The sequence below is a fragment of the Streptomyces sp. NPDC048441 genome, assembly GCF_043200235.1.
Taxonomy (GTDB): Bacteria; Actinomycetota; Actinomycetes; order Streptomycetales; family Streptomycetaceae; genus Streptomyces.
Genome location: NZ_JBICXM010000011.1, coordinates 173,448 through 197,960, shown reverse-complemented (window position 1 = coordinate 197,960; position 24,513 = coordinate 173,448). Strand labels below are relative to the sequence as shown.

Sequence of the window (24,513 nt, the reverse complement as noted above, 5' to 3'; positions counted from 1 at the left end):
GGATCCGGCCGGACCGCGGGATCCGGCCGCTGCGATACGAGCCCCAAAGGGGCGCGAGGAACGGCGCGACCAGCCACGACGCACCCGCGGACGAGCTAGTCGAACCAGCGGTCCCGGGCCAGTTCCTCGGTCCGCGACGGATCCTCGAGCAGCGCGGCCACCTCGAAGCGGCGCGGCCACTGGTCCGCCGACCAGGCAAGACCGGCGGCGACGCCCTCCAGCGTCGCGGCGTGGACGGTGCCGTCCGGCGTCCGGCGCCAGTCGAGCTCGACGTCCCCGGCGAACAGTTCCTCGTACTCGATGTACGTCTGAGGGGTCGCGGGACCGAGCAGAATCCGCACCGAATCCGGCACCGGATGCTTGGCGCCATCGCCCGTGGGCTCCACCGCCGCCGTCTCGCTCAGCCTGCGCACCTGAAACAGCTCGGCCAGGTCCCGCGCCTTGCGGGGCTGCACGGGGAGCAGCGCCACTCCCCCGGCGAGCGGCAGCAGGTCTGGGGCGTCGGCGACGACCGCGTCCGCCACGTCGACCACCACGACCTCACCGTCCACGACGGCCCGGACCTCGTCCGGCAGCGTCACCTGCTCCGGGTCCAGATCGGCGAGGGCGCCGTACAGGGCATGCAGTTGGGCCGCCGAAACGGTCCTCTCCGGGTCCGCGAGGCGGTCGAGCAGCTCGGCAGCGCCGCCGGGCTCCTCCAGGAGCGCGGCGACCGACGTGCGTACGCCGAGTGCGCGAAGCACCTGCTCGTCGTCGAAACCGGAGGCGTCGGCGGCGTCGTAGAGCCCTTCGAGCAGCGGATCGCCGCCCGAGGCCCGCAGACCGGCGGGGCGCCGGCCGCCCAGAACCGGATTCCCGCGCAGCCACCACGCCGTGTACGAACGGACCGTCTCCGTCGTGCCGTCCGGGAGCAGAATCCGCAGCGGCTGCGTCAACGCGTCGCGCAGCGGCGGGCGCGAGAGCATCGCCAGGGCCTGCGGCCAGCAGTCGTCGTCGACCAGATCCAGATCCCGTACGGCGATGATCTCGGTGGCGACCGGCGGCACGGGAGTCTCCGGCAGCCGGTCGAGCACGTCCTCGGCCCACACGTCGACGGCGTCGAGCAGACCGGCGTCATCGGGCTCGGCGAAGTCGCCGTCGCGCGGCTCCAGTTCGTCGGGGTCGAGTACGACGTCCGTGGTGCGGACCAGCGCGAAGGTGGCGAGGACGCCGCACGCGGCGAGGGGCTGCTCGCCCCAGCGCTCGGCGAGTTCGGCGTCCACCGTGGCGAGTTCGTCCTCGCGCATGACCTGCGCGAAGGGGCTGCCGGGCAGGACCAGTTCACCTGCGGGGGCGAGTTCGCCGTCCTCGTCGTCGGGGAGGGCGAGGGCGCCGAGCCAGGGCTCGTCGCCGGGCGCGAGGTTCGCCTCGCGGGCGAGCGAGAGCACGATGTCCGCCAGTTCCTCGGCGTCCAGGGCGTCCTCGTCCCAGGTGTCGTCGTCGAGCGACGCGGCGACGGCGGCACGGACCTGCGGGGTCGTCAGGACGGCGCGGGGCGTGGCGGGCAGCGCGCCGAGCTTCTCCAGGAGGGGGTGCACGGCGTCGGGGTGCGCGACCTTGAGGCCGAGGCGGGCGAGGGCTGCGGGATCGGTGGTGTCGTCGCCGGTGACGGGGAGGAGGACTTGGCGGGGTCCGATGGTGGTGCGGCCGTCGGCGAGAGGGACGGGAAGTCCGGTCAGCCGGTCGGGGTCGACACCGGCCAGGGTCTCGTACAGCCGCCGCCACCAGCCCGCCTCACGCTCAAGACCGGCGAGCCGGTCGATCGCCTCGGTCAGCGGTACGCGGGCGACACCGAGGGTGCGCAGCTCTGCGCGCCGCTCGAGCCCGGCGGGCAGCAGGCTCGGCAGGACGTCGGCGAGTACGCGTACGGTCTCGGCGCCCGCGCCCTCCACGACCTCCGCGTCACGCGGCCGCAGCGCGACGGGGGCCTCCCACTCGGGCACATCGTCCGAATCCGCCAGGGGTACGGGCTCCACGGCGGGCGGCAGGAAGGGGGTGCGGGGCAGCCGGTCGAGGATGGCCTGACGCAGGCCGCCGTCGAGCTCGCTCTTGCCGAGCGGGCCGGGGACGAGGCTGATGATGCCTTCGCCCACGGGGCGCCAGTCGGCGAGGAGTTCGGCGTACGCGTCGGCCGCGCGCTGCACGAGGAAGTCGGTGAGGGGTCCGGGCGCCGCGTGCCGCCGGGTGGTGTCGAGAGGGAACGACGCGATGAGCAGGGCAGGCACCCCGAGGGGCTCGTCACTCGGGGTCGGCGCGTGCAGGACGGGGGCGCTGCGGGGCGGCCGGGGGGCGCCTTCGCGGTCGGTGGGGACGGCCCAGGTGACGGACCAGTGGGGCCGCAACCGCTCTTCCACGGGCCGGTCGGCGAGGAGGTCCGGCTGGAGCGCCCCTTGCCGGCTGACGGTGCGCCAGCGAGTGGTGCCTTCGCTCTCGCGACTGTCGGAGATGTCCACATAGCCGGGTTCGGCGGTGCGGCGGAGGGTGCGGGGTGTCTGGTCGCCGATCTCGACGACGACTTCCTCGAGCCCGGGAAGGGCGAGGAGCAGCGCATCGTCGATCCCGTCCAGCAGACGGACGACGAGGTCTTCGGCGGCGGCATCGCGCAGCGGCAGGATGACGACGGTGTCGTATCCGTCCGGGGCGGTCCCCTCGGCGGCGAGGGGCAGCCGCAGCAGGGGCACGTGCCCGTCGCGCCGCCGGACCTCGTCCCCGAGCCCCGGGCTGAACCGGGCTGTCTCAGCGGCGAGTTCGCGTGCCTCGCCCAGGGACCAGCGGACGCCGCCGGTACGCCCGACAAGGGCAGGCTCATCCGATACGGCGAGCACCGCGGCAAAGCCGACACCGAAGCGCCCGACGGCACCGTTGTTCTGGTCCTCCCGCTTGGCGGAGGCGCGAAGGGTGGAGAGGGACTCGACGCCGGTGGCGTCGAGGGGGGCGCCGTTGTTGGCCGCGGCGAGGACTCCGTCCCGGAGGGTGAGGGCGAGGCGGCCCTTCACCCCGGTGCGGGCTGCCGCGTCGGCGGCATTCTGGGCAAGCTCGACGATGAGGCGGTCCCGGTACCCGCCGAGTGCGAGGTCCTCCTCGGCGTTGGCGTCCTCCCGGAACCGGGCAGGGCTTGCCGCCCAGGCGTCGAGAACACCTCGCCGGAGCCGTGCCGTGCCGAACGGGTCAGTACCCTCGGCCGCCGGCCGCACGGTCTTGCTCACGGTGTCGTCTCCCTCGCTTGGTTCGCGGGGCGAACGGTATCGCGTCCTGGGGTTTCCCCCTGCGGGGCGGGGCTGTCCGTCCTTCCCCGCGGGGTGCGCGGGGCGCGCGGGGCGCTGGGAACTCGATGTGCGGGCCGGGGGTCGTTGTCCCCGCGCTCCGCGCGGGGTGTTTCCCGCCCACCCGCCCGTTTACCCCGCGGTGATCGTGTGGGTAGGCCCTTTACCGCAGGGCAATCGGGTGGGTGGGCGGGAAAGATCCCGCGCGGAGCGCGGGCCAAAGGAACACCGACCCGCAGGCGGAGAAGAACGGTCAGCCCCACCCACGCAGGGGTAGGCCCCACCCCGCGAGCGCCAGCCCACCCCGCAGGGGGCAGCCCCACCCCGCAGGGGGCAGCCCCACCCCGCAGGGGCAAGCCCACCCGCAGGGTCAGCCCCACCCCCAGTCGCCCCCAGCGGGAGCTCAAGAGTGGCCGAGCTCCTCCGCAGGCCCCTCCAGCGGCACCGAGCCCGAGTCCGGGGCCGGGCGCAAGGGCAGGACGTCCACCCGGGTCTCGTCCAGGACCGGTGCCGCCGGGCGCGAAGCCTTCGGCATCACGGCCGCTTCCGAGTGGCCCCCGCAGCCGTACGCGAGAGACACCACATGGCCGTCCGCAGGACCGAACTCGTTCGCGCACACACCGAACGCCTGCCCGAGCGATCCGCCGATCGGGGCGAGGAAGCCACAGCTGACGCAGGACGCGGGCGCCGCCTGCGCCATCGCCGTCTTCGCGCCGTGCGACTCCTCCCAGCGGTCGGCCGCGACATGCAGGCCATACCGGGAGAGGACGCGCGCACGGCGCATACCCAGCTCGTCCGCGAGCGCGGCGATCGAGCCACGCGCAGGCGCAGGCGGCAGCTCGGCGGCCGGCTCCGCGGTGATCTCGGCGTCCTCCGCCTCGACGAGATCCGCCATCTCCTCCGAGAACACGGAGTTCGGCGGCGGCTCCTCCTCGCCCGAGTAACCGGGCTCGAGGCGCAGATCCTCCGCGTCCGTGGGCAGCAGGTCCCCCGGACCCATGTCACCGGGCCGGAGCCGCTCGCTCCACGGCACCCACTCGGGGGCGAGGAGGGCGTCGGGCCCAGGAAGGAGCACGGTCTCGTCGAGCGTGACCACCTTCGCCCGCGACGCGCGGGCCACCGTCACCGCCCAGCGCCAGCCCCGGTAGCCGAAGTCCTTGCACTCGAACAGGTGCGTGACCACACGGTCGCCCTCGACCACGGCCTCGACATGCTCGCCGACCACACCGGGTGCGGCGGCCTCCTCGGCCGCGTCCCGGGCCAGTCCCACCGCCTCGACGCACAGGCGGTCGGGAGTACGCGGGGTACGCGGGGTACGGCTTCGCGTTGTCGCTGCGCTCACAGGTATCGCTTCTCCATTACGCCGTCTCACGAGTGCGCCACCCATACGCGGGAGTGCGGACGGAGCGGACCAAAGGGCCGCGTCGACGTCCGCGCCCGAACGTCCTCGGGCGCACCTACGTCATCCATTCTGCGGGATGACCGAGAGGCGCGCGGCCAAGAACAACCGCCGCAGGCGCGCTACGCACGCTACCTTCTCCTGGCCCCTGGGCCTACACCGGCGTGCCCGCCCGGCTGCGCCGGGGGCACTCTGTCGCCGCTTCGCGGCGGTTTTCCCACTCACCCGCCCGATTGCCCAGCAGCCTATGCGCACTAGTACACGCCAATAAGGGGCACTATGACGAGGTGGCCACCGCAAGGTCGTCGTCCCACGGAGTGAGCGGACAGCGTCCGGTACTGAACCGGGCCGCCCGCTGGGTCGGCCGCGCCCTGCACCTGCCGTTCACCGGCACCGCCCGCGGTATCCGCAAGGCCACGCACGCCCACGGCGCGGGCGAGTCGGGGCTCGGCAAGCTCATCGAACTGCACGCCGTGAACGGCGCGGGCGACGTCATGATCACCATCGCGCTCGCCTCGACCGTCTTCTTCTCCGTACCGACGGACGAGGCCCGCGGCCGCGTCGCCCTCTATCTCGCCATCACCATGGCGCCCTTCACCCTCCTGGCCCCCGTCATCGGCCCCCTCCTGGACCGCCTCCCGCACGGCCGCCGCTACGCGATGGCCGCCGCGATGCTGGCACGCGCCCTCCTCGCCCTGCTCCTGTCCGAAGCGGTGATCACCGGGAGCCTGGAGCTGTATCCGGCCGCGCTCGGCGTCCTGGTCGCGTCCAAGGCGTACGGAGTGGTGCGAAGCGCCGTGGTGCCACGGCTGCTGCCCAAGGGGTTCTCCCTGGTCAAAGCCAACTCCAGGGTCACGCTCGGCGGGCTTCTCGCCACCGGTATCGCCGCGCCCATAGGAGCGGGACTCCAGGCACTCGGACCGCGCTGGCCCCTCTACGGCGCCTTCGTCATCTTCATCGTCGGGATGTTCCTCTCCCTCTCTCTGCCGCCCAAGGTCGACTCGGCGAAGGGTGAGCGCAAGGCGCTGCTGGCCGCCGACGAGGAGCATCTGCACCTCCTCGCCCGCACCGAAGCGGCGGCGGACACCTCCAAGAAGCGGCGCCTGGGACTGCGTACGGTCGGCCCGGCCGTCACGCACGCCCTCACCGCCAACGCGACCCTGCGCTGCCTCTCCGGGTTCCTCATCTTCTTCCTCGCCTTCCTCCTGCGCGAGGAGCCGCTCGCAGGCCAGAGCGCCGCGGTGTCCCTGGGGATAGTGGGTGTCGCGGCGGGCGTGGGCAACGCGCTCGGCACGGCCGTCGGCGCCGGGCTCAAGTCGCGGGCGCCGGAGGTCATCATCGTGACGGTCGTCGCCGTCGTACTCGGCGTGGCGATCACCGCCGCGGTGTTCTTCGGGGCGGTGGGCGTCGCCTGCCTGGGTGCGGTGGCGGGCTTCGCGCAGGCCATGTCGAAGCTGTCCCTGGACGCGCTGATCCAGCGGGACGTGCCGGAAGAGGTACGGACCTCCGCCTTCGCCCGCTCGGAGACCATTCTTCAGGTGGCGTGGGTGGTGGGCGGCGGAATCGGCATGGCCCTTCCGCTGATCGGGTCACTCGGTCTCTCGGTGGCCGCGGCGATCGTCGCCGTCGGCTGGCTGTCGACGGCACGCGGCCTGCTCGCGGCGGCCCGCCACGGCGGCAGACGACGCCCCCGGGTGGCGTGAGCGGCCCTCCGGGCGCGGCCACGGGCCACGGCACGCCGCGACCCCCACGTGGCGGGACGGCGCGGGGTGCCCGATAGCCTTCGCCCATGACCTCCCTGCTCCGCGGCGGAGCCGCACTCGTAAGCAGCTCGGCGCGCCGCCGCCGCTCCGTGGCCGCCCTTGGCGCTGTCTCCGCCGGACTCCTCGTCCTGTCGGCCTGCGACAAGCCGACGCCGATCGCCACCGTCACCATCGGCAGCAACTCGGTGAACACCGAGGCCTCCTGCTACAACGACGGCAAGGAGCTCAAGCCGTCCCAGCTGCAGGGCTGCCTCAAGGACAAGGACATCGAGTCCATCAAGGTCGATCCCGACGAGAAGGTCCGCTTCGGCGTCGACCCCGAGATCGCCGATAAGGGCTGGACCCTTCTGATGAACGGTCAGCCGCTCACCGAGGCCAGCAAGAAGACGTACGTCGTCATCCCCGGCAGCGTCTTCTTCAACCAGCAGTACGGCGGCGGCACCAGCGCCACCACCGTCAGCCTGCTCGAGGGCGGCAAGGGCTCGCAGGCCAAGGCGACGGGCCTGTGGTCGTTCAAGCTCAAGAAGGACTCCTGACCACGTCCTCCCCACCGGCTCTCCGCGTCCTGGTGGCCACCGCGGTCCCGGCCGAACGGGACGCGGTGGCTGACGGGCTGCCCCCGCACACCGCCGCGATCGCCGTCGGCGTCGGCCCCGCCGCAGCCGCCGCACACACGGCCGCGGCCCTCGCGCGCACCCCGTACGACCTCGTCGTCTCCGCCGGTATCGGCGGGGGCTTCCAGCCGGACGCGCCCATCGGCTCCCTCGTGATCGCCGACGAGATCACCGTGGCCGATCTGGGCGCCGAGACGCCCGACGGATTCCTGCCGGTGACCGAACTCGGGTTCGGCGCCGTCACCCACCGTCCGCCCGCTTCCCTCGTACGAGAGCTGGCCGCCGCCTGTGGCGGACAGGCCGGCACCGTGCTCACCGTCTCCACCGTGACCGGCTCCGCCGCACGCGCCGCCGAGCTGCGGCGACGCCATCCGCACGCCCTCGCCGAGGCGATGGAGGGGTTCGGGGTCGCCGAGGCAGCCGCCGCGTACGGACTGCCCGTCCTGGAGATCCGCGCGGTCTCGAACGCCGTCGGGCCGCGCGACCGCGCCGCCTGGCGGATCGGTGAGGCGCTCGGCGCGCTCGGGGGCGCGTTCGGGAAGTTCGCGCCCGTACTGGAGAGTTGGAACAGGCATGACTGAATCACCGGCTGAATCACCGACTGAATCACCGAAGGACCCGGCCGCCGCGCCGCTGCAGATCGCCTACTCCCCCTGCCCGAACGACACGTTCGTCTTCGACGCCTGGGCCCACGGGCGAGTGCCCGGCGCGCCCGGCCTCGACGTGAGTTTCGCCGACATCGACATCACCAACGGCATGGCCGAACGCGGCGAGTTCGACATCCTGAAGGTGTCGTACGCCGTCCTGCCCTGGGTCCTCGACGAGTACGCGTTGCTGCCCTGCGGCGGAGCGCTCGGCCGTGGCTGCGGGCCGCTGGTCCTGACGCGGGAGCCCGGGGTCGATCTCACCGGCAAGACGGTGGCGGTACCGAGCGAGCGATCGACGGCGTACCTGCTGTTCCGGCTCTGGGCCGCGGACACCCTGTCCGGCGGTGGGGTGGGCGAGATCGTGGTCCTGCCCTTCGACCAGATCATGCCCGCCGTGCGGGACGGGAAGGTCGACGCGGGTCTCGTCATCCACGAGGCGCGCTTCACGTTCCAGAACTACGGGCTCAACTGCCTTGCCGACATGGGCGAGCACTGGGAGCAGACGACGGGCCTGCCCATTCCGCTGGGCGCGATCATCGCGAAGCGGTCACTGGGGGCCGAGCGGCTGCGGCAGCTCGCGGACTCCGTCCGGACCTCGGTGCGGATGGCCTGGGACGATCCCGAGGCGTCGCGGCCGTACGTGCAGGAACATGCGCAGGAGATGGATCCGGCCGTCGCCGATCAGCACATTGGCCTGTACGTGAATGAGTTCACCGCGGATCTGGGGGAGAGCGGGTATGCGGCGATCCGGGGATTGCTGACGCGGGCGGCCGCGGAGGGGCTGGTTCCGCCTCTCGCACCGGATGCGTTGCGCTTCGCTTGAGATGCGGTACTTGAGATGCGGTGATTGACCCCGCGCGCCGGTGGGGGCTGGTCGCGCAGTTCCCCGCGCCCCTCAAGGGGCGCGGGGTTGCCGCCTACACGTCCAGCTGGTCCGCCACCGCCCGCAGCAGGCCCGCGATCTTCGACCCCGATGCCTTGTCCGGGTAGCGGCCCTTTTCCAGCATCGGCGTGATGTTCTCCAGGAGCGTCGTCAAGTCCTGGACGATCGACGCCAGTTCATCCGGCTTACGGCGCTGTGCCGCCGCCACCGACGGGGTCGGGTCGAGGATCGCCACCGACAAGGCCTGGTCACCGCGCTGGCCGGCGACGACGCCGAACTCGACGCGCTGGCCGGGCTTGAGTGTGTCGACGCCTGCGGGCAGTACGGAGGAGTGCACGAAGACGTCGCCGCCGTCATCGCGGGAGAGGAAGCCGAAGCCCTTCTCGCTGTTGAACCACTTGACCTTGCCGGTAGGCACGTGAAGTCCTCGTCCTCGTACTTGTCGTCGTACGCGTCTATGCCGCGGAAAACGGCTCTGGATAGCACTACAGCGGGTCGCCCGACCCGCCGGAACCAAGACTATTGGTCCGGGAGCCGGTGACAAGACGTCCCCGGATTCTTCCTTCGGGCAGGGAACTACCCTGGTCGAGTGCGTGACAAAACCCAAGCGAATTCCGCCGGACCGGGCGATGGCCTCGTCCGGGCCGGAGCGATCGTCTTCTTCCTCGGAGCCCTGGCCACTCTGGTCACGGTGGCCCCACTGTTCCTCGGCACCGACCCCTTCCCATCCATCGCTTATGCGGTGTGCATGATGATGGGCGTCGGGTTCCTCATCGCCGTGGCAGGAGTGCTGCGGGGTATCGCCGTTCAGCGACGCCAGGCGAAGTCCGCGGCTACTTAGGCGCTCGCGCGATCAGCCTCGTACGACGCGAGCCAGGCGGGGAACTCCGTCAGGTCGGTGAGCACGACGTCCGCGCCCGCCGCGCGCAGTTCCGCTGCGTCGCACGGCCCGGTCGCCACCGCGACGGAGAGCGCGCCCGCCGTACGCGCGCCGCGTACATCACCGGTGTGGTCACCGACGTACACCGCCGCGTCGTGCTCGCGCAGCGCCTCCGCCTTCGCCTCGGCCCAGAGCCAGCCGATCACCGCGTCCGCCTCGATGCCGAGGTGCGCCAGGTGCAGCTTCGCGTTGGGCTCGTGCTTGGCGGTCACCACGATCGCCCGGCCGCCGTGGGAGCGCACGGCCGCGATCGCCTCGCGGGCGCCGGGCATCGCGAGCGTGGGGGCGATGGCGTATGTGGGATAGATCTCACGGTAGCGGTCGGCCATCTCCTCGATCCGCTCCTCGGGGAACCAGTGGCGCAGCTCCTGCTCCAGGGGCGGGCCGAGCCGGGAGATCGCGAGATCGGCGTCTATGTACGTTCCGGTCTCGGCGGTCAGGGCCAGGAAGGCCTCCCTGATGCCGGGCCGGGAGTCGATCAGGGTCATGTCGAGGTCGAAGCCGACGGTCAGAGTGCGTGAGGTCATGGGTCCATTGTGCCGAGGCCTCCGGCCGGGAGCTGGGTTCGAGGCCCCCCTTAGACTTAGCCAAGCCTTACCGCACCTACCTTCTTTGCTGCGCCTGCTCAGCCCTACCGACCCGAAACGAGCTCAGCCGATGCGTGTGCCCGCCAGACGCGCTGTCGCGATGACGGTGGCCGTCGTGGCCCTGTTGCTCGCGGTCCTGTTCAGCCTCTCCGTCGGCGCCCGCGCGATCGCGCCGTCCGCCGTCGTCGACGCCCTGCTGCACGGCGGGAACAGCGACGCCGCCGACGTCATCCGCGAGATGCGGGTGCCCCGCACGCTCATCGGCCTGATGGTCGGCGCCGCGCTCGCCCTCGCGGGTACCGTCCTGCAAGGCATCACCCGCAACCCCATCGCCGATCCCGGCATCCTCGGCGTCAGCCAGGGCGCCTCGGTGGGCGTGGTCATGGCGATCGCGTTCGCGGGGGTCCACACCCTGACCGGATACGTCTGGTACGCCTTCGTCGGCGCGGGCATCGCGTCCGTCGCGGTGTACGCGATCGCCGCGAGCGGAAGAGGCGGGGCGACCCCCGTGAAGCTCGCACTCGGCGGCGCCGCGATCAACGCGCTCCTCGTCTCCCTGACCACCGCGGTCCTCACCACCAAGGCATCGGCCCTCGACGAGTTCCGCTTCTGGCAGGTGGGCTCGCTCTCCGGGCGCGACGCGGAGATCGTCGGGCAGATCTGGCCGTTCCTGCTCGTGGGCCTGGTTCTTGTGCTGTCCGTGGCCCGGGGGCTCGACGCGCTCGCCCTGGGCGAGGACGTGGCCAAGGGGCTCGGGCAGAAGGTCGCCACCGTACGGATCGTCGGAGGGCTCGGGGCGACCGTCCTCACGGGGGCGGGCGTCGCCGCCGCCGGGCCCATCGCCTTCATCGGCCTCGCGGTCCCGCATATCGCTCGCGCGATCGTGGGCAGCGATCATCGCTGGGTGCTGCCCATGGCCGCTGTCCTCGGGCCGGTCATGCTGCTCGTCTCCGACACTGTGGGGCGGGTTGTCTTTCCGCCGAGCGAGGTGCCTGCCGGGGTGATGACCGCGCTCATCGGGGTGCCGTTCCTTGTGACTCTGGTGCGTCGGAAGGGGGTGGCTGCCTGATGTCCGTTGCCTCTGAACCGCCGCTTAGCGGCGGATCTCTCCCACCCAGCCACCCGACTCACCGCATCAAACCCGCCGGGTACACCGTGCTTCGGGTTCGCCGTACCGCCTTCCTGCTGCACCGTCGCGCAGCCATGGTCGCCGTCGGCCTCGCCCTACTCCTCGCGGCCTCCTGCCTCACGTACCTCTGCGTGGGCGAGTCGTTCGTACACCCCGCAGAAGCCCTGAAGGTCGTCTTCGGGCAGCCGTCCCCCGACGAACTGGTCGTGGGAACGCTGCGCGAACCCCGTCTGGTCGTCGGCCTCCTCGTCGGTGCCGCGTTCGGCGTCGCCGGCGGGCTCATCCAGACCGTCGCCCGCAACCCCCTGGCCAGCCCCGACATCATCGGCATCAGCCAGGGCGCGAGCGCGCTGACGGTGGGGGCGATGACCCTCGGGGTCACCTCCGCCACCGTCCTGCCCTACCTCTCGGTGCTCGGCGGAGTCGTGGCCGCCTCCCTCGTGTACGCCTTCGCCTGGCGCGGCGGCCTGCACGCCACCCGCTTCGTGCTCATCGGCATCGGCTTCGCGATCGCCCTGCGGTCCGTCACCACGCTCTTCATGACGAAGGGCGACTACCTCGTCGCCCAGCAGGCCCAGATCTGGATGACGGGCTCGCTCAACGGCCGCGGCTGGACGGAGGCCGCGCCGCTCGCATCGGCCCTGCTCGTCCTGCTCCCGTTCGTGTTCTGGGCCGCCCGCGCCCAGCGCTCCGTGACCATGGACGACGACACGGCGACCGCCCTCGGGGTGCGCCTGGGACACGTACGCCTCGGTCTGGTGCTGCTCGGCGTCGTCCTCGCCTCCGTGGCGACCGGCGCCGCCGGGCCCGTCGACTTCGTGGCGCTGCTCGCCCCGCAGATCGCCCGCCGCCTGACCCGCACCGCGCAGATCCCGCTGTTCTGCTCGGCCCTGCTCGGCGCGCTGATCATGGTCGTCGCCGACCTCCTCGCCCGGCGGCTCTTCTCGCCCACCGAGCTTCCGGTCGGAGTGCTCACGGCGGCCGTCGGAGCTCCGTACCTGATCTGGCTGATCGTCAGAAGCCACAGCACCCGTAGCCGTTCCGCCCGCAATGGAGGCACCTCGTGACCGCCCCCGCAGCCCGCCTCAGCGCCCGCGAGCTGACCCTCGCCTACGAGGACAACGAGGTCGTGCACGAGCTCGACCTGGCCGTCCCCGACGGCAAGGTCACGGTCATCGTCGGACCCAACGCCTGCGGGAAGTCGACCACCCTGCGCGCCCTCGGCCGCCTCCTCAAGCCGAAGAGCGGCGCGGTGCTGCTCGACGGCGAAGCACTCACCGGACTCCCCACCAAAAAGATCGCCCAGCAGGTCGGACTGCTCCCTCAGACGCCCGTCGCGCCCGAGGCGATCACCGTCGCCGACCTCGTCGCACGCGGACGCCAGCCCCACCAGCACTGGTGGCAGCAGTGGTCCGACGAGGACGAGCGGGCCGTGACGGAGGCGATGGAACGCACCGACGTCGCCGCGCTCGCCGAACGCCCCGTGGACGAGCTCTCGGGCGGTCAGCGGCAGCGGGTGTGGATCGCGATGGCCATCGCCCAGGAGACGGACATCCTGCTCCTGGACGAGCCGACGACGTATCTCGACATCGCGCACCAGGTCGAAGTCCTCGACCTGGTGCGCCAGCTGGCCGCCGACACCCCGGAGGGCGAGCGCGGCCGGACAGTGGTCGTCGTCCTGCACGACCTCAACCAGGCCGCCCGGTACGCCGACCATCTCGTCGCCATGAAGAAGGGACGGATCGTCGCGGAGGGCGCGCCCGCCGAGGTCGTCACCGAGGAGCTCGTACGAGAGGTCTTCGGCCTGGAGTGCGTCGTGGTGCCGGATCCGGTGACCGGTTCACCACTGGTCGTCCCCGGCGCTCCGTGGACAGCGGGCCCGCGCCTCTCACCCGACCGAAAGGTGGCCCAGAAGCCATGACCAGTTCCCTGCACAGCCGCCGCACCCTGGCCGCGGGGGCGCTCGCCCTCACCGGCACGCTCGCGCTCTCCGCCTGCGGCTCATCGGACTCCGACACCGACTCTGCCTCCGGCAAGACGCACGTCATACGGACAGCCATGGGGGACGTGAAGGTCCCGGTCGCCCCCGAGCGAGTCGTCGTCCTGGACACGGCCGAGCTGGACTCCGCGGTGACGCTGGGCGTGAAGCCGGTCGGTGCCACGCACGTCGAGGCGTCGTCGGGCTTCCCCGGCTACCTGCCCAAGAAGAAGCTCAGCGGCATCAAGGACGTCGGCGAGATGCTGAACCCGAACATGGAGGCCATCGCGGCCCTCCACCCGGACGTCATCCTCACCAGCAAGATCCGGCACGCCGCGAAGTACGACCAGCTGAAGCAGATCGCGCCGACGGTGATGACGGAGAACACCGGATACCCCTGGAAGGAGAACTTCCAGGTGCACGCGGACGCACTGGGCAAGAAGGCAGCGGCGACGAAAGCCGTCTCCGCCTACGAGGCACATGCCAAGAAGGTGACCACGGCCGTCGGCGGCCCGGCGAAGGCCAAGGCGACGAAGGTCAACGTCGTCCGCTTCGTGGAGGGCGCGGACATCCGCATCTACGGCGAGCAGACGTACATCGCCACGCTCTTGAAGGACGTGGGTCTGGGCCGCCCGGCCATCTCCGCCAAGGCCAAGGACGGCTTCTCGTACGACGTGTCGCCCGAGAAGATCGATCTCGCCGACGCGGATGTCATCTTCCGTGCCACGTACGGCGATCCGAAGAAGGCCAAGGAGAACCAGACCATAGGCAGCAGCCTGTGGAAGAACATGGGCGCGGTGAAGAAGGGCAACGTCCACACCGTCGACGACGAACTGTGGATCCAGGGCATCGGATACACGGCGGCGAACAAGATCCTGGACGAAATGCAGAAGGACCTGACGGCGAAGAAGTAGCTGAAGAAGTAGCTGAAGAAGTGGCTACTGCCGGCGCTGCGATCTCCACAACAGATAGAGGGCGGAGGCGACGGCCGCGCCGCGGACCACCCACGGCCACGTATCGGCTATCGCGCCGCTCATGTGGCCGTCGCTGATGGGGTCGCCCCAACGCTCGTCGTTCCTGCCCCACAGCCAGGTGACCCCGGCCGCCACGGCAAGGCCCGGCAGCCCCAGGACGGCCCACTTCGCCTCGGCGCGGGTCAGCCTGCGCGAGGCGTAGGCGAGGAGCCAGCCGCCGCCCAGGGCGAGCCAGTTGCCAAGGATGGCGCCGACGGTGAGGAGGGCAGCGGCGAGCAGGAGGAGGGGGTTGCTGAAACGCGGGGCGGCGGAGGAGTCCGACGCGGGGCGACGCCTACGGATACGGGGCCGCCGCCGGCCAACATCCTCGACCGCATCCTCTTCCTCGTCCTCCCACTCCTCCTCTTCCTCATCCTCTTCGTCTCCCTCTTCTTCCAGGCGCTTCTTCTGCGGGGGCTTGAGTATTTCCGGGATCTCCACGCCGCCCGTGAAGCCGGGGACGCTGTCGGCGAGGCCGAAGGGGCCGCTGTCCCCTCGCTCGACACGCCACCAGTCGGGCTCGGAGCCCGAATCGCCCAGCTCGTCCGTACTGGCGAGGTGCGGCGGGGACGGGCGGAAGTCCTCCTCGGGCAACTCCGGTTCATCGGCCGCAGGGCGGGGCCGGGGAACGATGCGGCGCAGGCGCTTGGGCCGGTCCTGCGATGCGGAGGTGCGCTGGGTGGGGACGGCGGGGCGGGGTACGGCCTTCTCCGCCCCGTCACCTGAACCCGCGGCTTCGACCAACTCCTCCGGGGTGCCGAGGCGGTCCAGGATGCGGCGTATCGCCGCCGGGTTGTCGGCCGTGGCCTTCGCCCTGCTCCGGTCGATCTCGTTCCGCAGCTCGGAGACCAGGCGCATACGGGTGCCGGAGGGCAACTGCCGCTGCTGGGCCAGGTCGCCGACCCTGCTCAGATAGTCGAAGACGAGCTGATCGCTCTCGATCCCCACGAAGTCCCCTCCGGGGCAGCCCCGTTGACGCGCCGCCCGTTGTACCCGGTGGGACGACGGTACCGTGTCCTCCGGCAGGTGGGACCCCCATCCCGATCGCCCCGCTGTCGGCAACGGACGCGCGGGGTCGTGTCGGTATTTCCGCCCGGAGCACGGTTCCCAGAACTCCGGTGCCGCAGCACCCACGCGCCCAGACCGTGATGGCGAGGACGGACATACCGGCGCGGCCCCGCTGCCACCGACGAACCGATGCCGCGTCGCCAACCCCCACCCAACGAGCCACAGGCGCCGCAGGCACCCCCACCCACACACCCGCACAGGCCCGGCAACCCACGCCCCACCCCCCACGAACGCCCAGACCCGCAACCCAACCCGCTACCGTGAGCCTGATGAGCACCGACGAGCAGCCCCAGCGCCCAGCGGACACCCCCCGGTCCCTCGCCGAGGCACTCCGCTCCCGTGACGACGAGTCCCTCGGCGCACTGCTCCATGCCCGGCCCGACCTCCTCACGCCGGTCCCGAACGATCTCACCCAGCTCGCCACCCGCGCGGCGACCCGCGCCTCCGTGGTCCGCGCCCTGGAGCGGCTCGACCGGTTCTCCCAGCAGGTAGCCGAGGCACTCGCCGTGGCCCCGGAACCAGCGACGTACGAAGAACTGCACGCGCTCGTAGCCGGAGACGAGCGAGGCGACACCGCCGTCGACCTCGCGCTCAGCCGCGCGCTGGCCGCCCTCCGCGAGCAGGCCCTCGCCTGGGGCCCCGACGACAAGGTCCGCCTGGTCCGCACCGCACGCGAACTCCTCGCGCCCGCCCCCCAGTACCCCTCCCCCACGGGCCTCGGCCCGACCGTCGGCGAGGCCACCGCGGGCATGTCGCCGAACCGTATGCAGGACATCGTGGCGGCGGCCGGGCTCCCGTCCACGCACGACGCGGTCTCCGCGGTCCGCTCGCTCACCGAGCTTTTCACCGACCGTACCCGGATGTCCGAACTCCTCGACCAGGCCCCCGCCGAGTCCGTCGAGGTCCTCTCGCGGCTCGTCTGGGGCCCGCCGTACGGCCAGGTCACCGCCGACCCGGCCCGCCACCTGCGCTGGCTCCTCGACCGGGGGCTCCTGCTCCCCACATCGCCGGGCACCGTCGTACTCCCCCGCGAAGCGGCCCTGCATCTGCGCGCGGGCCGCGCCCACCGGGTGCTCGAACCGGTGCCGCCCGCCATCGAGCCGCTGCGCGATCACCGTCCACAGGCTGTGGACGCCGCGGCGGCGAGCCAGGCGTACATGGCGCTCGACACCATCGAGGAGCTCCTGAAGGACTGGGACGAGGGCGGCCCCACGGTCCTGCGCGCCGGAGGCCTCAGCGTGCGGGACCTGAAGCGGACCGCGGTGGCCCTGGACGTGCCGGAGCCGGTCGCGGCATTCTGGGTCGAACTGGCCTACGCGGCAGGCCTCGTGGCACCGGACGGTGACGCGGACGAGCGGTACGCGGCGACGCCCGCGTTCGACGACTGGCAGGAACGGCCCGCCCCCGAACGCTGGTCGGTCCTCACCACGGCCTGGCTGACGGCGACCCGCACGGCGGGCCTGATCGGCGGGCGTGACGGCAAGGACCGCACGCTGTCGGCCCTCGGCCCGCACCTGGACCGCTCATCGGCGCCGGAGATCCGCCGCCGGGTCCTCACCCTCCTCACCACACTGCCGGACGGCGCGAGCCCGACGCCGGACTCGCTGCTGGCGCGCCTGCGGTGGGAGCGTCCGCCGAGGGGCTCCTCCGGGGGCGGCGCATCCGCGGGCGGCGTGTCCTCCGGAGGGCACACCTCCGGAGGACACCCCGCCTCCGCGCCCATGGAGCTACGGGCCCGCATCGCCCAATGGACGCTGAACGAAGCGGAGTTGCTGGGCATCACGGGCCGCGGGGCACTCTCGTCGCACGGCCGCGCACTGCTGGGCGCCGACGAGGCGCAGGCCCCCGCGGAGGCCGAGCCCCTGACCGGCACCGGCCCCACCGCGGCCGAGCTGGCCCTCTCCGGCGCCCGAGCCGCCAGGCTCCTCGCCCCCCTGCTCCCCGAACCGCTCGACCACGTACTTCTACAGGCAGACCTCACCGCGGTGGCCCCGGGCCCACTGGAGCGACCGCTGGCCGAGACGCTCTCCGTGCTCGCCGACGTCGAGTCGAAGGGCGGGGCGACGGTGTACCGGTTCACGCCCGGTTCCGTACGGCGGGCGCTCGACGCGGGGAAGGCCGCGTCCGACCTGCACGCGTTCCTGACCGCGCACTCCCGTACGCCGGTGCCGCAGCCCCTCGCGTACCTCATCGACGACGTCGCCCGTAAGCACGGGCATCTGCGGATCGGCGCCGCGTCCGCGTACGTCCGCTGTGACGACGAGGCGCTCCTGAACGAGATCCTGGCCGACAAGCGCTCCCAGAGCCTGCGGCTGCGCCGCCTCGCGCCCACCGTGCTCGCCGCGCAGGCAGACCCCGGGGCGCTCCTCGAAGGCCTGCGGGGGATGGGCTTCGCGCCCGCCGCGGAGAGCGCCGAGGGCGACGTACTGATCACTCGGGCACACGCCCACCGTTCGCCGCCGCGCACGGCGCCCGAGCCGGTCCACGACGGCCCGCAGGTGCCCGACGAGACGCTCCTGGGCGCCGCCGTACGCGCCATCCGCGCCGGCGACCTGGCATCGACCGCGCCCCGCAAGGCGGCCCCCGACGCGGGCAGCGCGCTGCCCCGCACAACGGCCGCGGAGACCCTCGCCACGATGCAGGCCGCGGTCCTGACCGGCGAGGCGGTGTGGATCGGCTATGTGAACGCGGAGGGCTCGGCGAGCCAGCGCGTGATCGCCCCGATCCGGGTGGAGGGCGGCTTCGTCACGGCGTACGACCACACGGCGGACGAGGTGCGGACGTATCCGCTGCACCGGGTCACGGGGGTCGCGGAGCTGGCGGAGTGACGGGGCTCCCGCCGGGCTGAATCCCCCGAAAGTCCCGGCGACACGCCGCGTATGGCGGCGTATCGCCGGGACTTTCGCGCAACGACCAAGCAGTCGGAGGACGCGGCGGAGTTCCGGAAGGCTGCCGTGCCGGGCCTGTAGCCGACGTCGCCCCCCCCGCCCCTCGCCCGATGCGGCACACTGGACGTTTGGCCTTGGCCGATCGTTTGTGGCGGAATCCCATCCCGACCGCTCCCGGTCGGAGCCGGACCACTCCCAGCCGTAGCCGGAAAGAGGCGCACGTGAACGGTCCCCTGATCGTCCAGTCGGACAAGACTCTCCTGCTCGAGGTCGACCACGAGCAGGCCGACGCCTGCCGCCGTGTCATCGCGCCCTTCGCGGAGCTGGAGCGTGCTCCCGAGCACATCCACACCTACCGTGTGACGCCGCTCGGCCTGTGGAATGCCCGTGCGGCGGGGCATGACGCCGAGCAGGTCGTGGACGCTCTTGTGGAGTTCTCGCGGTATCCCGTGCCGCATGCGCTGCTCGTGGACATCGCGGAGACGATGGCGCGCTACGGACGGCTCACGCTGTCGAAGCACCCCGTGCACGGTCTTGTCCTCACGTCCACCGACCGGCCCGTCCTGGAGGAGATCCTCCGCTCCAAGAAGGTGCAGCCGCTGGTCGGGGACCGGGTCGACGCGGACACCGTCGTCGTACATCCGTCCGAGCGCGGGCAGATCAAGCAGACGCTCCTGAAGCTGGGCTGGCCCGCCGAGGACCTTGCCGGGTACGTCGACGGCGAGGCGCACCGGATCGAGCTCGCCGAGAACGGGTGGGCGCTGCGGCCGTATCAGAAGCAGGCGGTCGAGGGGTTCTGGCACGGCGGGAGCGGGGTTGTCGTCCTGCCCTGCGGCGCCGGTAAGACGCTCGTCGGGGCCGGTGCCATGGCCGAGGCCAAGGCGACGACGCTGATCCTGGTGACCAACACCGTCTCCGCGCGACAGTGGAAGAGCGAGCTGATCAAGCGGACCTCGCTGACCGAGGAGGAGATCGGCGAGTACAGCGGGACCCGGAAGGAGATCCGGCCCGTCACCATCGCCACGTACCAGGTCCTGACGACGAAGCGGAAGGGTGTCTACCCGCACCTCGAGCTGTTCGACTCCCGGGACTGGGGCCTCATCGTCTACGACGAGGTGCATCTGCTGCCCGCGCCCGTCTTCAAGTTCACCGCCGATCTTCAGGCGCGGCGGCGGCTCGGCCTGACGGCCACGCTGGTCCGGGAGGACGGCCGGGAGTCCGACGTCTTCTCGTTGATCGGGCCCAAGCGCTTCGACGCTCCGTGGAAGGAGATCGAGGCGCAGGGGTACATCGCGCCTGCGGACTGTGTCGAGGTGCGGGTCAATCTGACGGACTCGGAGCGGCTCGCGTATGCCACCGCCGAGGCCGAGGAGAAGTACCGATTCTGTGCGACGACCGCGACGAAGCGGAAGGTGACGGAAGCGCTGGTCAAGAAGCACGCCGGTGAGCAGACTCTCGTCATCGGCCAGTACATCGACCAGCTGGATGAGCTGGGCGAGCATCTGGACGCGCCCGTCATCAAGGGCGAGACGACGAACGCGCAGCGCGAGAAGCTGTTCGGGGCGTTCCGGGAGGGCGAGATCTCGGTTCTCGTCGTCTCGAAGGTCGCCAACTTCTCGATCGACCTGCCCGAGGCTACGGTCGCGATCCAGGTTTCGGGGACGTTCGGCTCCCGGCAGGAGGAGGCACAGCGGCTCGGTCGCGTGCTGCGTCCGAAGGCCGACGGTCACGAGGCCCGCTTCTACTCCGTCGTGGCACGGGACACCATCGACCAGGACTTCGCCGCGCATCGGCAGCGGTTCCTGGCTGAGCAGGGGTACGCGTACCGGATCGTGGATGCGGATGAGTTGCTGGCCGACAGCTAAGGGCTAGGGCTATGGCTAGCCCCAGCGCCAGCAAGGGATACGGCGACGCCAGCGGTTGTTGCCAGTGAGGTAGTCGCAGGTCCAGGTCGCCCTGGTGCGGGATCAGCCACAGGGTGCGGGCCGTGAAGAGGGTCGCCACCGCCGCAGTCAGGCGGGGGCGGCCCTCTGCCATGAGCAGGGTCAGGAGCGGGACGCACCAGATCCAGTGGTGGGACCAGCTGATGGGGGAGATCAGCAGGGCGGTGAAGGCGGCGAGGAGGATGGCGCGGGGTTCTGTCCTTGCCCGGCGGGCGAGCCACAGGCCGGTGGCGGCGGTGAGGGCTGCGGGGAGGGCCCACAGGAGGCCCGGGTGGGGGTCGTGGGTCGCTCGGGCGATCAGCCCTTGAAGTGACTGGTTGTCGACGATCCATGCTTTGCCGATGCGGCCCGTCTCGAAGATCCGGTGCGTCCAGAAGTCGACGCTGGCGGTGGGCAGTACGAGTGCGCCGAGTACGACGGTTCCGGCGAGGGACGCGGTGGCGGTGACCCCTTCGCGTACGCGTCCTCTGATGAAGAGGTACGCGATGAAGACCGCCGGGGTCAGCTTGATCCCGGCGGCGATGCCGATCGCGAAGCCCTTGCCGGTGGCGCCCGGGGGTCTGGTCAGGTCCCAGAGGATCAGGCAGGCGAGGGCGAGGTTGATCTGCCCGAAGAGGATCGTCTGGAAGACCGGCTCCAGCCAGAGCGCTGCCGCGGTTCCTGCCAGGAGGGGGGCTGGGCGGGTGGGGGTGCCGGTGGGGGTGCCGGTGAGGCGGCAGGAGAGGTGGATGAGGAGTGCGAGGAGGGCGATGTTCCCGATGATGAAAGTGAGCTTGAGGGCGGGGAGGGGGAGCCAGGTGGTCGGTACGAAGAGGATGGCGGCGAAGGGTGGGTAGGTGGCGGGGAGGTCCCACTGGGTGACGGTGAACCCGTAGAGATCGCTCCCGTTCGCGACGGCGGCGCCTTCGGCTCGGTAGACGAGGGTGTCGGCCATGGGGATGCGTTGGGCTGCGCAGAGGGTGCCTAGGGCGGCTAGGGCGGCTAGGGCGGCTAGGGAGCCTGCGACGGTGACTACGTGGAGTGACGGTTTGATCACGGCCGTGACCTTAGTGGGTGGGGAGGCCTGCGGCGCCTGTGGCTCGTGGGGTGGGGGTTGGCGACGCGGCATCGGTCTGTCGGTGGCAGCGGGGCCGCGCCGGTATGTCCGTCCTCGCCATCACGGTCTGGGCGTTGGGCTTCTTCGGTTCTGGAGTTCTGGGAACCGTGCTCCGGGCGGAAATACCGACACGACCCCGCGGGTCCGCTGCCGACAGCGGGTGCATCGGGGCTGAGCCCGGACGGCAGGGCGTGTTCGCAACCCTGCCGACGAGTTCACCACCCCACCCGCCCACGCCATACTGCCCGCTACCCACCCACCGGGCGTACGGGCCACCCACCCACCCCTCAATCACTGCGGGGCAATCGGGCGGGTGGGCGGGAAAGGCTTGTTCGGTACAGGCAACGCTGCGGGGCAATCGGGATGGGGGTCCCCCCTGCTCTTTAAGAGCTTGAGGGAGGGCGGGAAAGCATGTTCGGTGCTGGCAACGCTGCGGGGTGGGCCGGAAAGGCCCCTCGGTGCTGGCGGGGCCGCCGTCCCGGCCCGAGGGTAATTCGGTGGCCCCTCCACGCAGGGGGGCAATAAGATGCTCGGTCTGCCCGCGTGGAACGCGGTCGTCGGCCGGACGGCAACCGGCCGGCCAAGATCCCGCACCCCGGCCGGAGGCACCCGTGCAAGCACATCCAGACCCGCTCTCCCGAGAGCGGAACCACCTCGCCGCATCCCGCTCGGCCCTCCGAGCCATGCGTGAGGACGCCGAGGCGCTCGACATCCGGGATGTCACCGCGAACTGGGTCAACGCCGCCGTTCTGCAGAGCCAGATCGACGAGAGGATCAAGTCCCTCGCCGACCTCTCGCACACCCCCCTCTTCTTCGGGCGGCTCGACTATCTCCATGCCCCCGGCGCCGACCAGGCGGAAGGTGCCGAGGGCGAGCAGTTCTACATCGGGCGGCGGCATGTGCACGATGACGACGGTGATCCCATGGTCATCGACTGGCGCGCCCCCGTCTCGCAGCCCTTCTACCGGGCCTCCAAGAAGGCCCCGATGGACATCGCCCTGCGGCGGCGTTTCGGGTACACGGGCGGGGACCTCACCGCGTACGAGGACGAGCACCTCAGTGACGCCGACGAGGTGGAGCAGACCAGCAGGCTTCTCCAGCAGGAGATCGAGCGGCCCCGCGTCGGGCCCATGCGTGACATCGTCGCCACCATCCAGCCCGAGCAGGACGAGATCGTGCGGAGTGGGCTCGGGGGGTCTGTCTGCGTGCAGGGCGGGCCGGGGACCGGGAAGACCGCCGTCGGACTGCACCGTGTCGCCTACCTCCTGTACGCCCACCGGGAGCGCCTCGCCCGGACCGGCACCCTGGTCATCGGCCCCAACAAGTCCTTCCTGCATTACATCGAGCAAGTGCTTCCCGCCCTGGGCGAGTTGGAGGTCAAGCAGGCCACCGTCGACGACCTCGTCGCCCACGTCGAGGTGCGGGGCGTCGACGAGTCGGCCGCCGCCGTCATCAAGGGCGACGCCCGCATGGCCGAGGTACTGCGGAAGGCTCTGCGGTCTCATGTGAGTACGCCCGGCGAACCCGTCATGGTGGTGCGCGGATCCCGGCGATGGCGCGTCCCCGCGTACGAACTCGAAGAGCTCGTGGGTGAGTTGCTTGCCCGCGACATTCGGTACGGGGCTGCCCGCGACGCCCTTCCGCAGCGCATCGCGCACGCCGTGCTCGTACAGATGGAGCGGGCGGGCGAGGCCCCGGACGACCGCGTGCAGGATGCGGTAGCCCGTAACGCCGCCGTGAAAGCCGCTGTCAAGGCCGCTTGGCCGCCCGTCGATCCCGCCAAGCTCGTGCTGCGGCTGCTCTCCGACGCCGAATTCCTCGCCGTACACGCGGAGGGGATCCTCGATCCCGACGAGCAGAAACTCATCCTCTGGGCGAAGCCCCCGCGCAGCCTCAAAGCCGCCAAGTGGTCCGCTGCCGATGCCGTGTTGATCGATGAGGCCGGTGACCTCGTCGCCCGGACCCACTCCCTCGGGCATGTCGTACTCGATGAGGCGCAGGACCTCTCCCCCATGCAGTACCGGGCCGTGGGTCGCCGGTGCACGACCGGTTCCGCCACCGTCCTCGGCGACCTCGCGCAGGGCACCACCCCGTGGGCGACCCGGAGTTGGGAGCAGGCGCTGGAGCATCTGGGGAAGGGGGACGCCGTCGTGGAGGAGCTCACCGCGGGTTTCCGTGTGCCGCGGGAAGTCATCGCCTACGCGTCCCGACTGCTTCCCGATATCGCGCCGGGCCTCGCCGAGGTGAAGTCGGTGCGTGAGTCCGCGGGTTCGCTCGTGGTGCGGCGCGTCGACGATCTGGACGCCGCGTCGCTGGCCGCGTGCGTCGAGTCGCTCGGACAGGAGGGTTCCATCGGCCTCATCGCCGCCGACGCCCGCGTTCCCGCGCTGGCCAAGGCCTTGGACGCGGCCGGGAGGACGTACCTCGCCCCGGGTGAGGAGACCACCCCCGACACCCGGCTCACCCTCGTCCCCGCCTCCCTCGCCAAGGGACTCGAGTACGACTATGTCGTACTCGACGAACCCGCCGCCGTCGTCGACGGCGAGCCCGATGAGCGGACCGGCCTGCGGCGGCTGTACGTGGCGCTGACCCGTGCGGTGTCGGGGCTGACCATCGTGCATTCGGCCGGGCTGCCCGAGCAACTCGCCTGCTAGGCAGGCGGGTTCGGGCCGGGCTCTCCCCTCGTGGGGCCGTCCGCCGGGGCGTCGGCGGACGGCAGGTGCGTGACGACGAGCACGATGCCCGCGAGCGTCACGATCCGCGTGGCCGCGTCAAGGCCGTTCCAGTCCTCCGACTGCCACATGGCGAACCACTCGCCGCCGATCCCGATGAAGCCCGCCCCGAACAGGACGAGGATCATCAACAGGCCGATCGTTCCCGCCTGTCGGGCTCGGCGCAGCCCTCGGGGACGGCGCAGGGCCCCGATCCACCGGGCCGTCGCCGCGAGGAGGATCAGCGCGGCCAGGGTCTCCCAGACGATGATCCCGACGTACGCGGTGTCCTGCAACGCGGTGGATCCCACCGCGCGCCACATCAGGTCGTCGTCCTTGAAGGTGGTGTCCATCGCCAGGACATGGCGTACGAACTGCTGGTTTGAGTCGAAATCGGTGATGTTCCCGAACGCGACGAGCGTGATGTAGAGCGCCACCGTTCCGGTGAGCAGCGTCGCGGCCACGGGCAGCGCCCCGGCCGCGAGTATCCGGTCCGCAGGGCGCGTCTTGTTCGCTGGTGTCGGCATGAAGTCCCCCTTTTTGCCTCACCAG

Annotated in this window: 18 protein-coding genes and 1 pseudogene; 12 read left to right on the top strand and 7 right to left on the bottom strand. The window is 71.4% G+C overall.

What is annotated here, in order from left to right:
• Positions 1-95: 95 nt before the first annotated feature.
• Positions 96-3,245: a sacsin N-terminal ATP-binding-like domain-containing protein gene (locus ACGFSB_RS26475; RefSeq protein WP_393404008.1), complete on the bottom strand. Its 3,150-nt coding sequence runs from the start codon at positions 3,243-3,245 to the stop codon at positions 96-98.
• Positions 3,246-3,705: 460 nt separating this feature from the next.
• Positions 3,706-4,644: a DUF3027 domain-containing protein gene (locus ACGFSB_RS26470; RefSeq protein WP_393404006.1), complete on the bottom strand. Its 939-nt coding sequence runs from the start codon at positions 4,642-4,644 to the stop codon at positions 3,706-3,708.
• A gap of 374 nt (positions 4,645-5,018) precedes the next feature.
• Between ACGFSB_RS26470 and ACGFSB_RS26465 the strand changes: the two genes are divergently transcribed.
• The 4 genes from ACGFSB_RS26465 to ACGFSB_RS26450 all read left to right on the top strand — a co-directional run bounded on the left by ACGFSB_RS26465 (position 5,019) and on the right by ACGFSB_RS26450 (position 8,548).
• Entirely contained in the window at positions 5,019-6,404 is a 1,386-nt protein-coding gene (locus ACGFSB_RS26465) for an MFS transporter (protein ID WP_393404254.1), read from the top strand.
• 86 nt (positions 6,405-6,490) lie between these two features.
• Positions 6,491-7,000 (top strand): DUF2771 domain-containing protein, encoded by a 510-nt coding sequence (locus tag ACGFSB_RS26460; protein ID WP_393404003.1) that lies wholly within the window; start codon positions 6,491-6,493, stop codon positions 6,998-7,000.
• Positions 6,970-7,659: a futalosine hydrolase gene (locus ACGFSB_RS26455; protein ID WP_393404000.1), complete on the top strand. Its 690-nt coding sequence runs from the start codon at positions 6,970-6,972 to the stop codon at positions 7,657-7,659. The genes ACGFSB_RS26460 and ACGFSB_RS26455 overlap by 31 nt, the downstream gene beginning before the upstream one ends.
• Complete coding sequence (locus tag ACGFSB_RS26450) at positions 7,652-8,548, top strand: 1,4-dihydroxy-6-naphthoate synthase (RefSeq protein WP_393403998.1); 897 nt, start codon at positions 7,652-7,654, stop codon at positions 8,546-8,548. Before ACGFSB_RS26455 ends, ACGFSB_RS26450 begins: the two co-directional genes overlap by 8 nt.
• A gap of 94 nt (positions 8,549-8,642) precedes the next feature.
• Here the strand turns inward: ACGFSB_RS26450 and ACGFSB_RS26445 are convergent, their stop codons facing one another.
• On the bottom strand, positions 8,643-9,026 hold the full coding sequence (locus ACGFSB_RS26445) for a cold-shock protein (protein WP_393403995.1): 384 nt from the start codon (positions 9,024-9,026) through the stop codon (positions 8,643-8,645).
• Between the two features lie 171 nt (positions 9,027-9,197).
• Between ACGFSB_RS26445 and ACGFSB_RS26440 the strand changes: the two genes are divergently transcribed.
• Positions 9,198-9,449, top strand: a complete 252-nt coding sequence (locus tag ACGFSB_RS26440) for a hypothetical protein (protein ID WP_393403993.1) — start codon at positions 9,198-9,200, stop codon at positions 9,447-9,449.
• Here the strand turns inward: ACGFSB_RS26440 and ACGFSB_RS26435 are convergent.
• Positions 9,446-10,075 carry an HAD family hydrolase gene (locus tag ACGFSB_RS26435; RefSeq protein WP_393403991.1) on the bottom strand — a complete coding sequence of 210 codons (630 nt, stop codon included), beginning with the start codon at positions 10,073-10,075 and terminating at the stop codon, positions 9,446-9,448. The two genes, ACGFSB_RS26440 and ACGFSB_RS26435, sit on opposite strands and share 4 nt — an antisense overlap.
• Positions 10,076-10,205: 130 nt before the next feature.
• Between ACGFSB_RS26435 and ACGFSB_RS26430 the strand changes: the two genes are divergently transcribed.
• The 4 genes from ACGFSB_RS26430 to ACGFSB_RS26415 are packed head-to-tail and all read left to right on the top strand — an operon-like array spanning position 10,206 to position 14,156.
• A complete protein-coding gene (locus ACGFSB_RS26430) occupies positions 10,206-11,204 on the top strand; it encodes a FecCD family ABC transporter permease (RefSeq protein WP_393403988.1) in 999 nt (332 codons plus the stop codon).
• Entirely contained in the window at positions 11,204-12,331 is a 1,128-nt protein-coding gene (locus tag ACGFSB_RS26425; RefSeq protein ID WP_393403986.1) for a FecCD family ABC transporter permease, read from the top strand. The genes ACGFSB_RS26430 and ACGFSB_RS26425 overlap by 1 nt, the downstream gene beginning before the upstream one ends.
• A complete protein-coding gene (locus ACGFSB_RS26420) occupies positions 12,328-13,185 on the top strand; it encodes an ABC transporter ATP-binding protein (RefSeq protein ID WP_393403984.1) in 858 nt (285 codons plus the stop codon). Before ACGFSB_RS26425 ends, ACGFSB_RS26420 begins: the two co-directional genes overlap by 4 nt.
• The gene (locus ACGFSB_RS26415; protein WP_393403981.1) at positions 13,182-14,156 is read left to right on the top strand and encodes an ABC transporter substrate-binding protein; all 975 of its coding nucleotides are present in this window, start codon (positions 13,182-13,184) and stop codon (positions 14,154-14,156) included. The genes ACGFSB_RS26420 and ACGFSB_RS26415 overlap by 4 nt, the downstream gene beginning before the upstream one ends.
• A gap of 24 nt (positions 14,157-14,180) precedes the next feature.
• On the opposite strand, the gene ACGFSB_RS26410 is transcribed toward ACGFSB_RS26415, so the two are convergent.
• Positions 14,181-15,203 (bottom strand): hypothetical protein, encoded by a 1,023-nt coding sequence (locus ACGFSB_RS26410; protein WP_393403978.1) that lies wholly within the window; start codon positions 15,201-15,203, stop codon positions 14,181-14,183.
• 389 nt (positions 15,204-15,592) lie between these two features.
• On the opposite strand from ACGFSB_RS26410, the gene ACGFSB_RS26405 reads away from it, so the two are divergent.
• Complete coding sequence (locus ACGFSB_RS26405; RefSeq protein WP_393403976.1) at positions 15,593-18,151, top strand: helicase-associated domain-containing protein; 2,559 nt, start codon at positions 15,593-15,595, stop codon at positions 18,149-18,151.
• Between the two features lie 281 nt (positions 18,152-18,432).
• Positions 18,433-20,076 (top strand): DNA repair helicase XPB, encoded by a 1,644-nt coding sequence (locus ACGFSB_RS26400; RefSeq protein WP_393403973.1) that lies wholly within the window; start codon positions 18,433-18,435, stop codon positions 20,074-20,076.
• Here the strand turns inward: ACGFSB_RS26400 and ACGFSB_RS26395 are convergent.
• Positions 20,018-21,088 (bottom strand): annotated as a pseudogene (locus tag ACGFSB_RS26395) (glycosyltransferase 87 family protein); the annotation flags it as partial. The gene ACGFSB_RS26400 and the pseudogene ACGFSB_RS26395 overlap by 59 nt on opposite strands.
• A gap of 773 nt (positions 21,089-21,861) precedes the next feature.
• Here ACGFSB_RS26395 and ACGFSB_RS26390 point away from each other — a divergent pair.
• The gene (locus ACGFSB_RS26390) at positions 21,862-23,904 is read left to right on the top strand and encodes a HelD family protein (RefSeq protein ID WP_393403969.1); all 2,043 of its coding nucleotides are present in this window, start codon (positions 21,862-21,864) and stop codon (positions 23,902-23,904) included.
• Here the strand turns inward: ACGFSB_RS26390 and ACGFSB_RS26385 are convergent.
• A complete protein-coding gene (locus ACGFSB_RS26385; RefSeq protein ID WP_393403967.1) occupies positions 23,901-24,488 on the bottom strand; it encodes a DUF2165 domain-containing protein in 588 nt (195 codons plus the stop codon). The two genes, ACGFSB_RS26390 and ACGFSB_RS26385, sit on opposite strands and share 4 nt — an antisense overlap.
• Positions 24,489-24,513 lie beyond the last annotated feature (25 nt).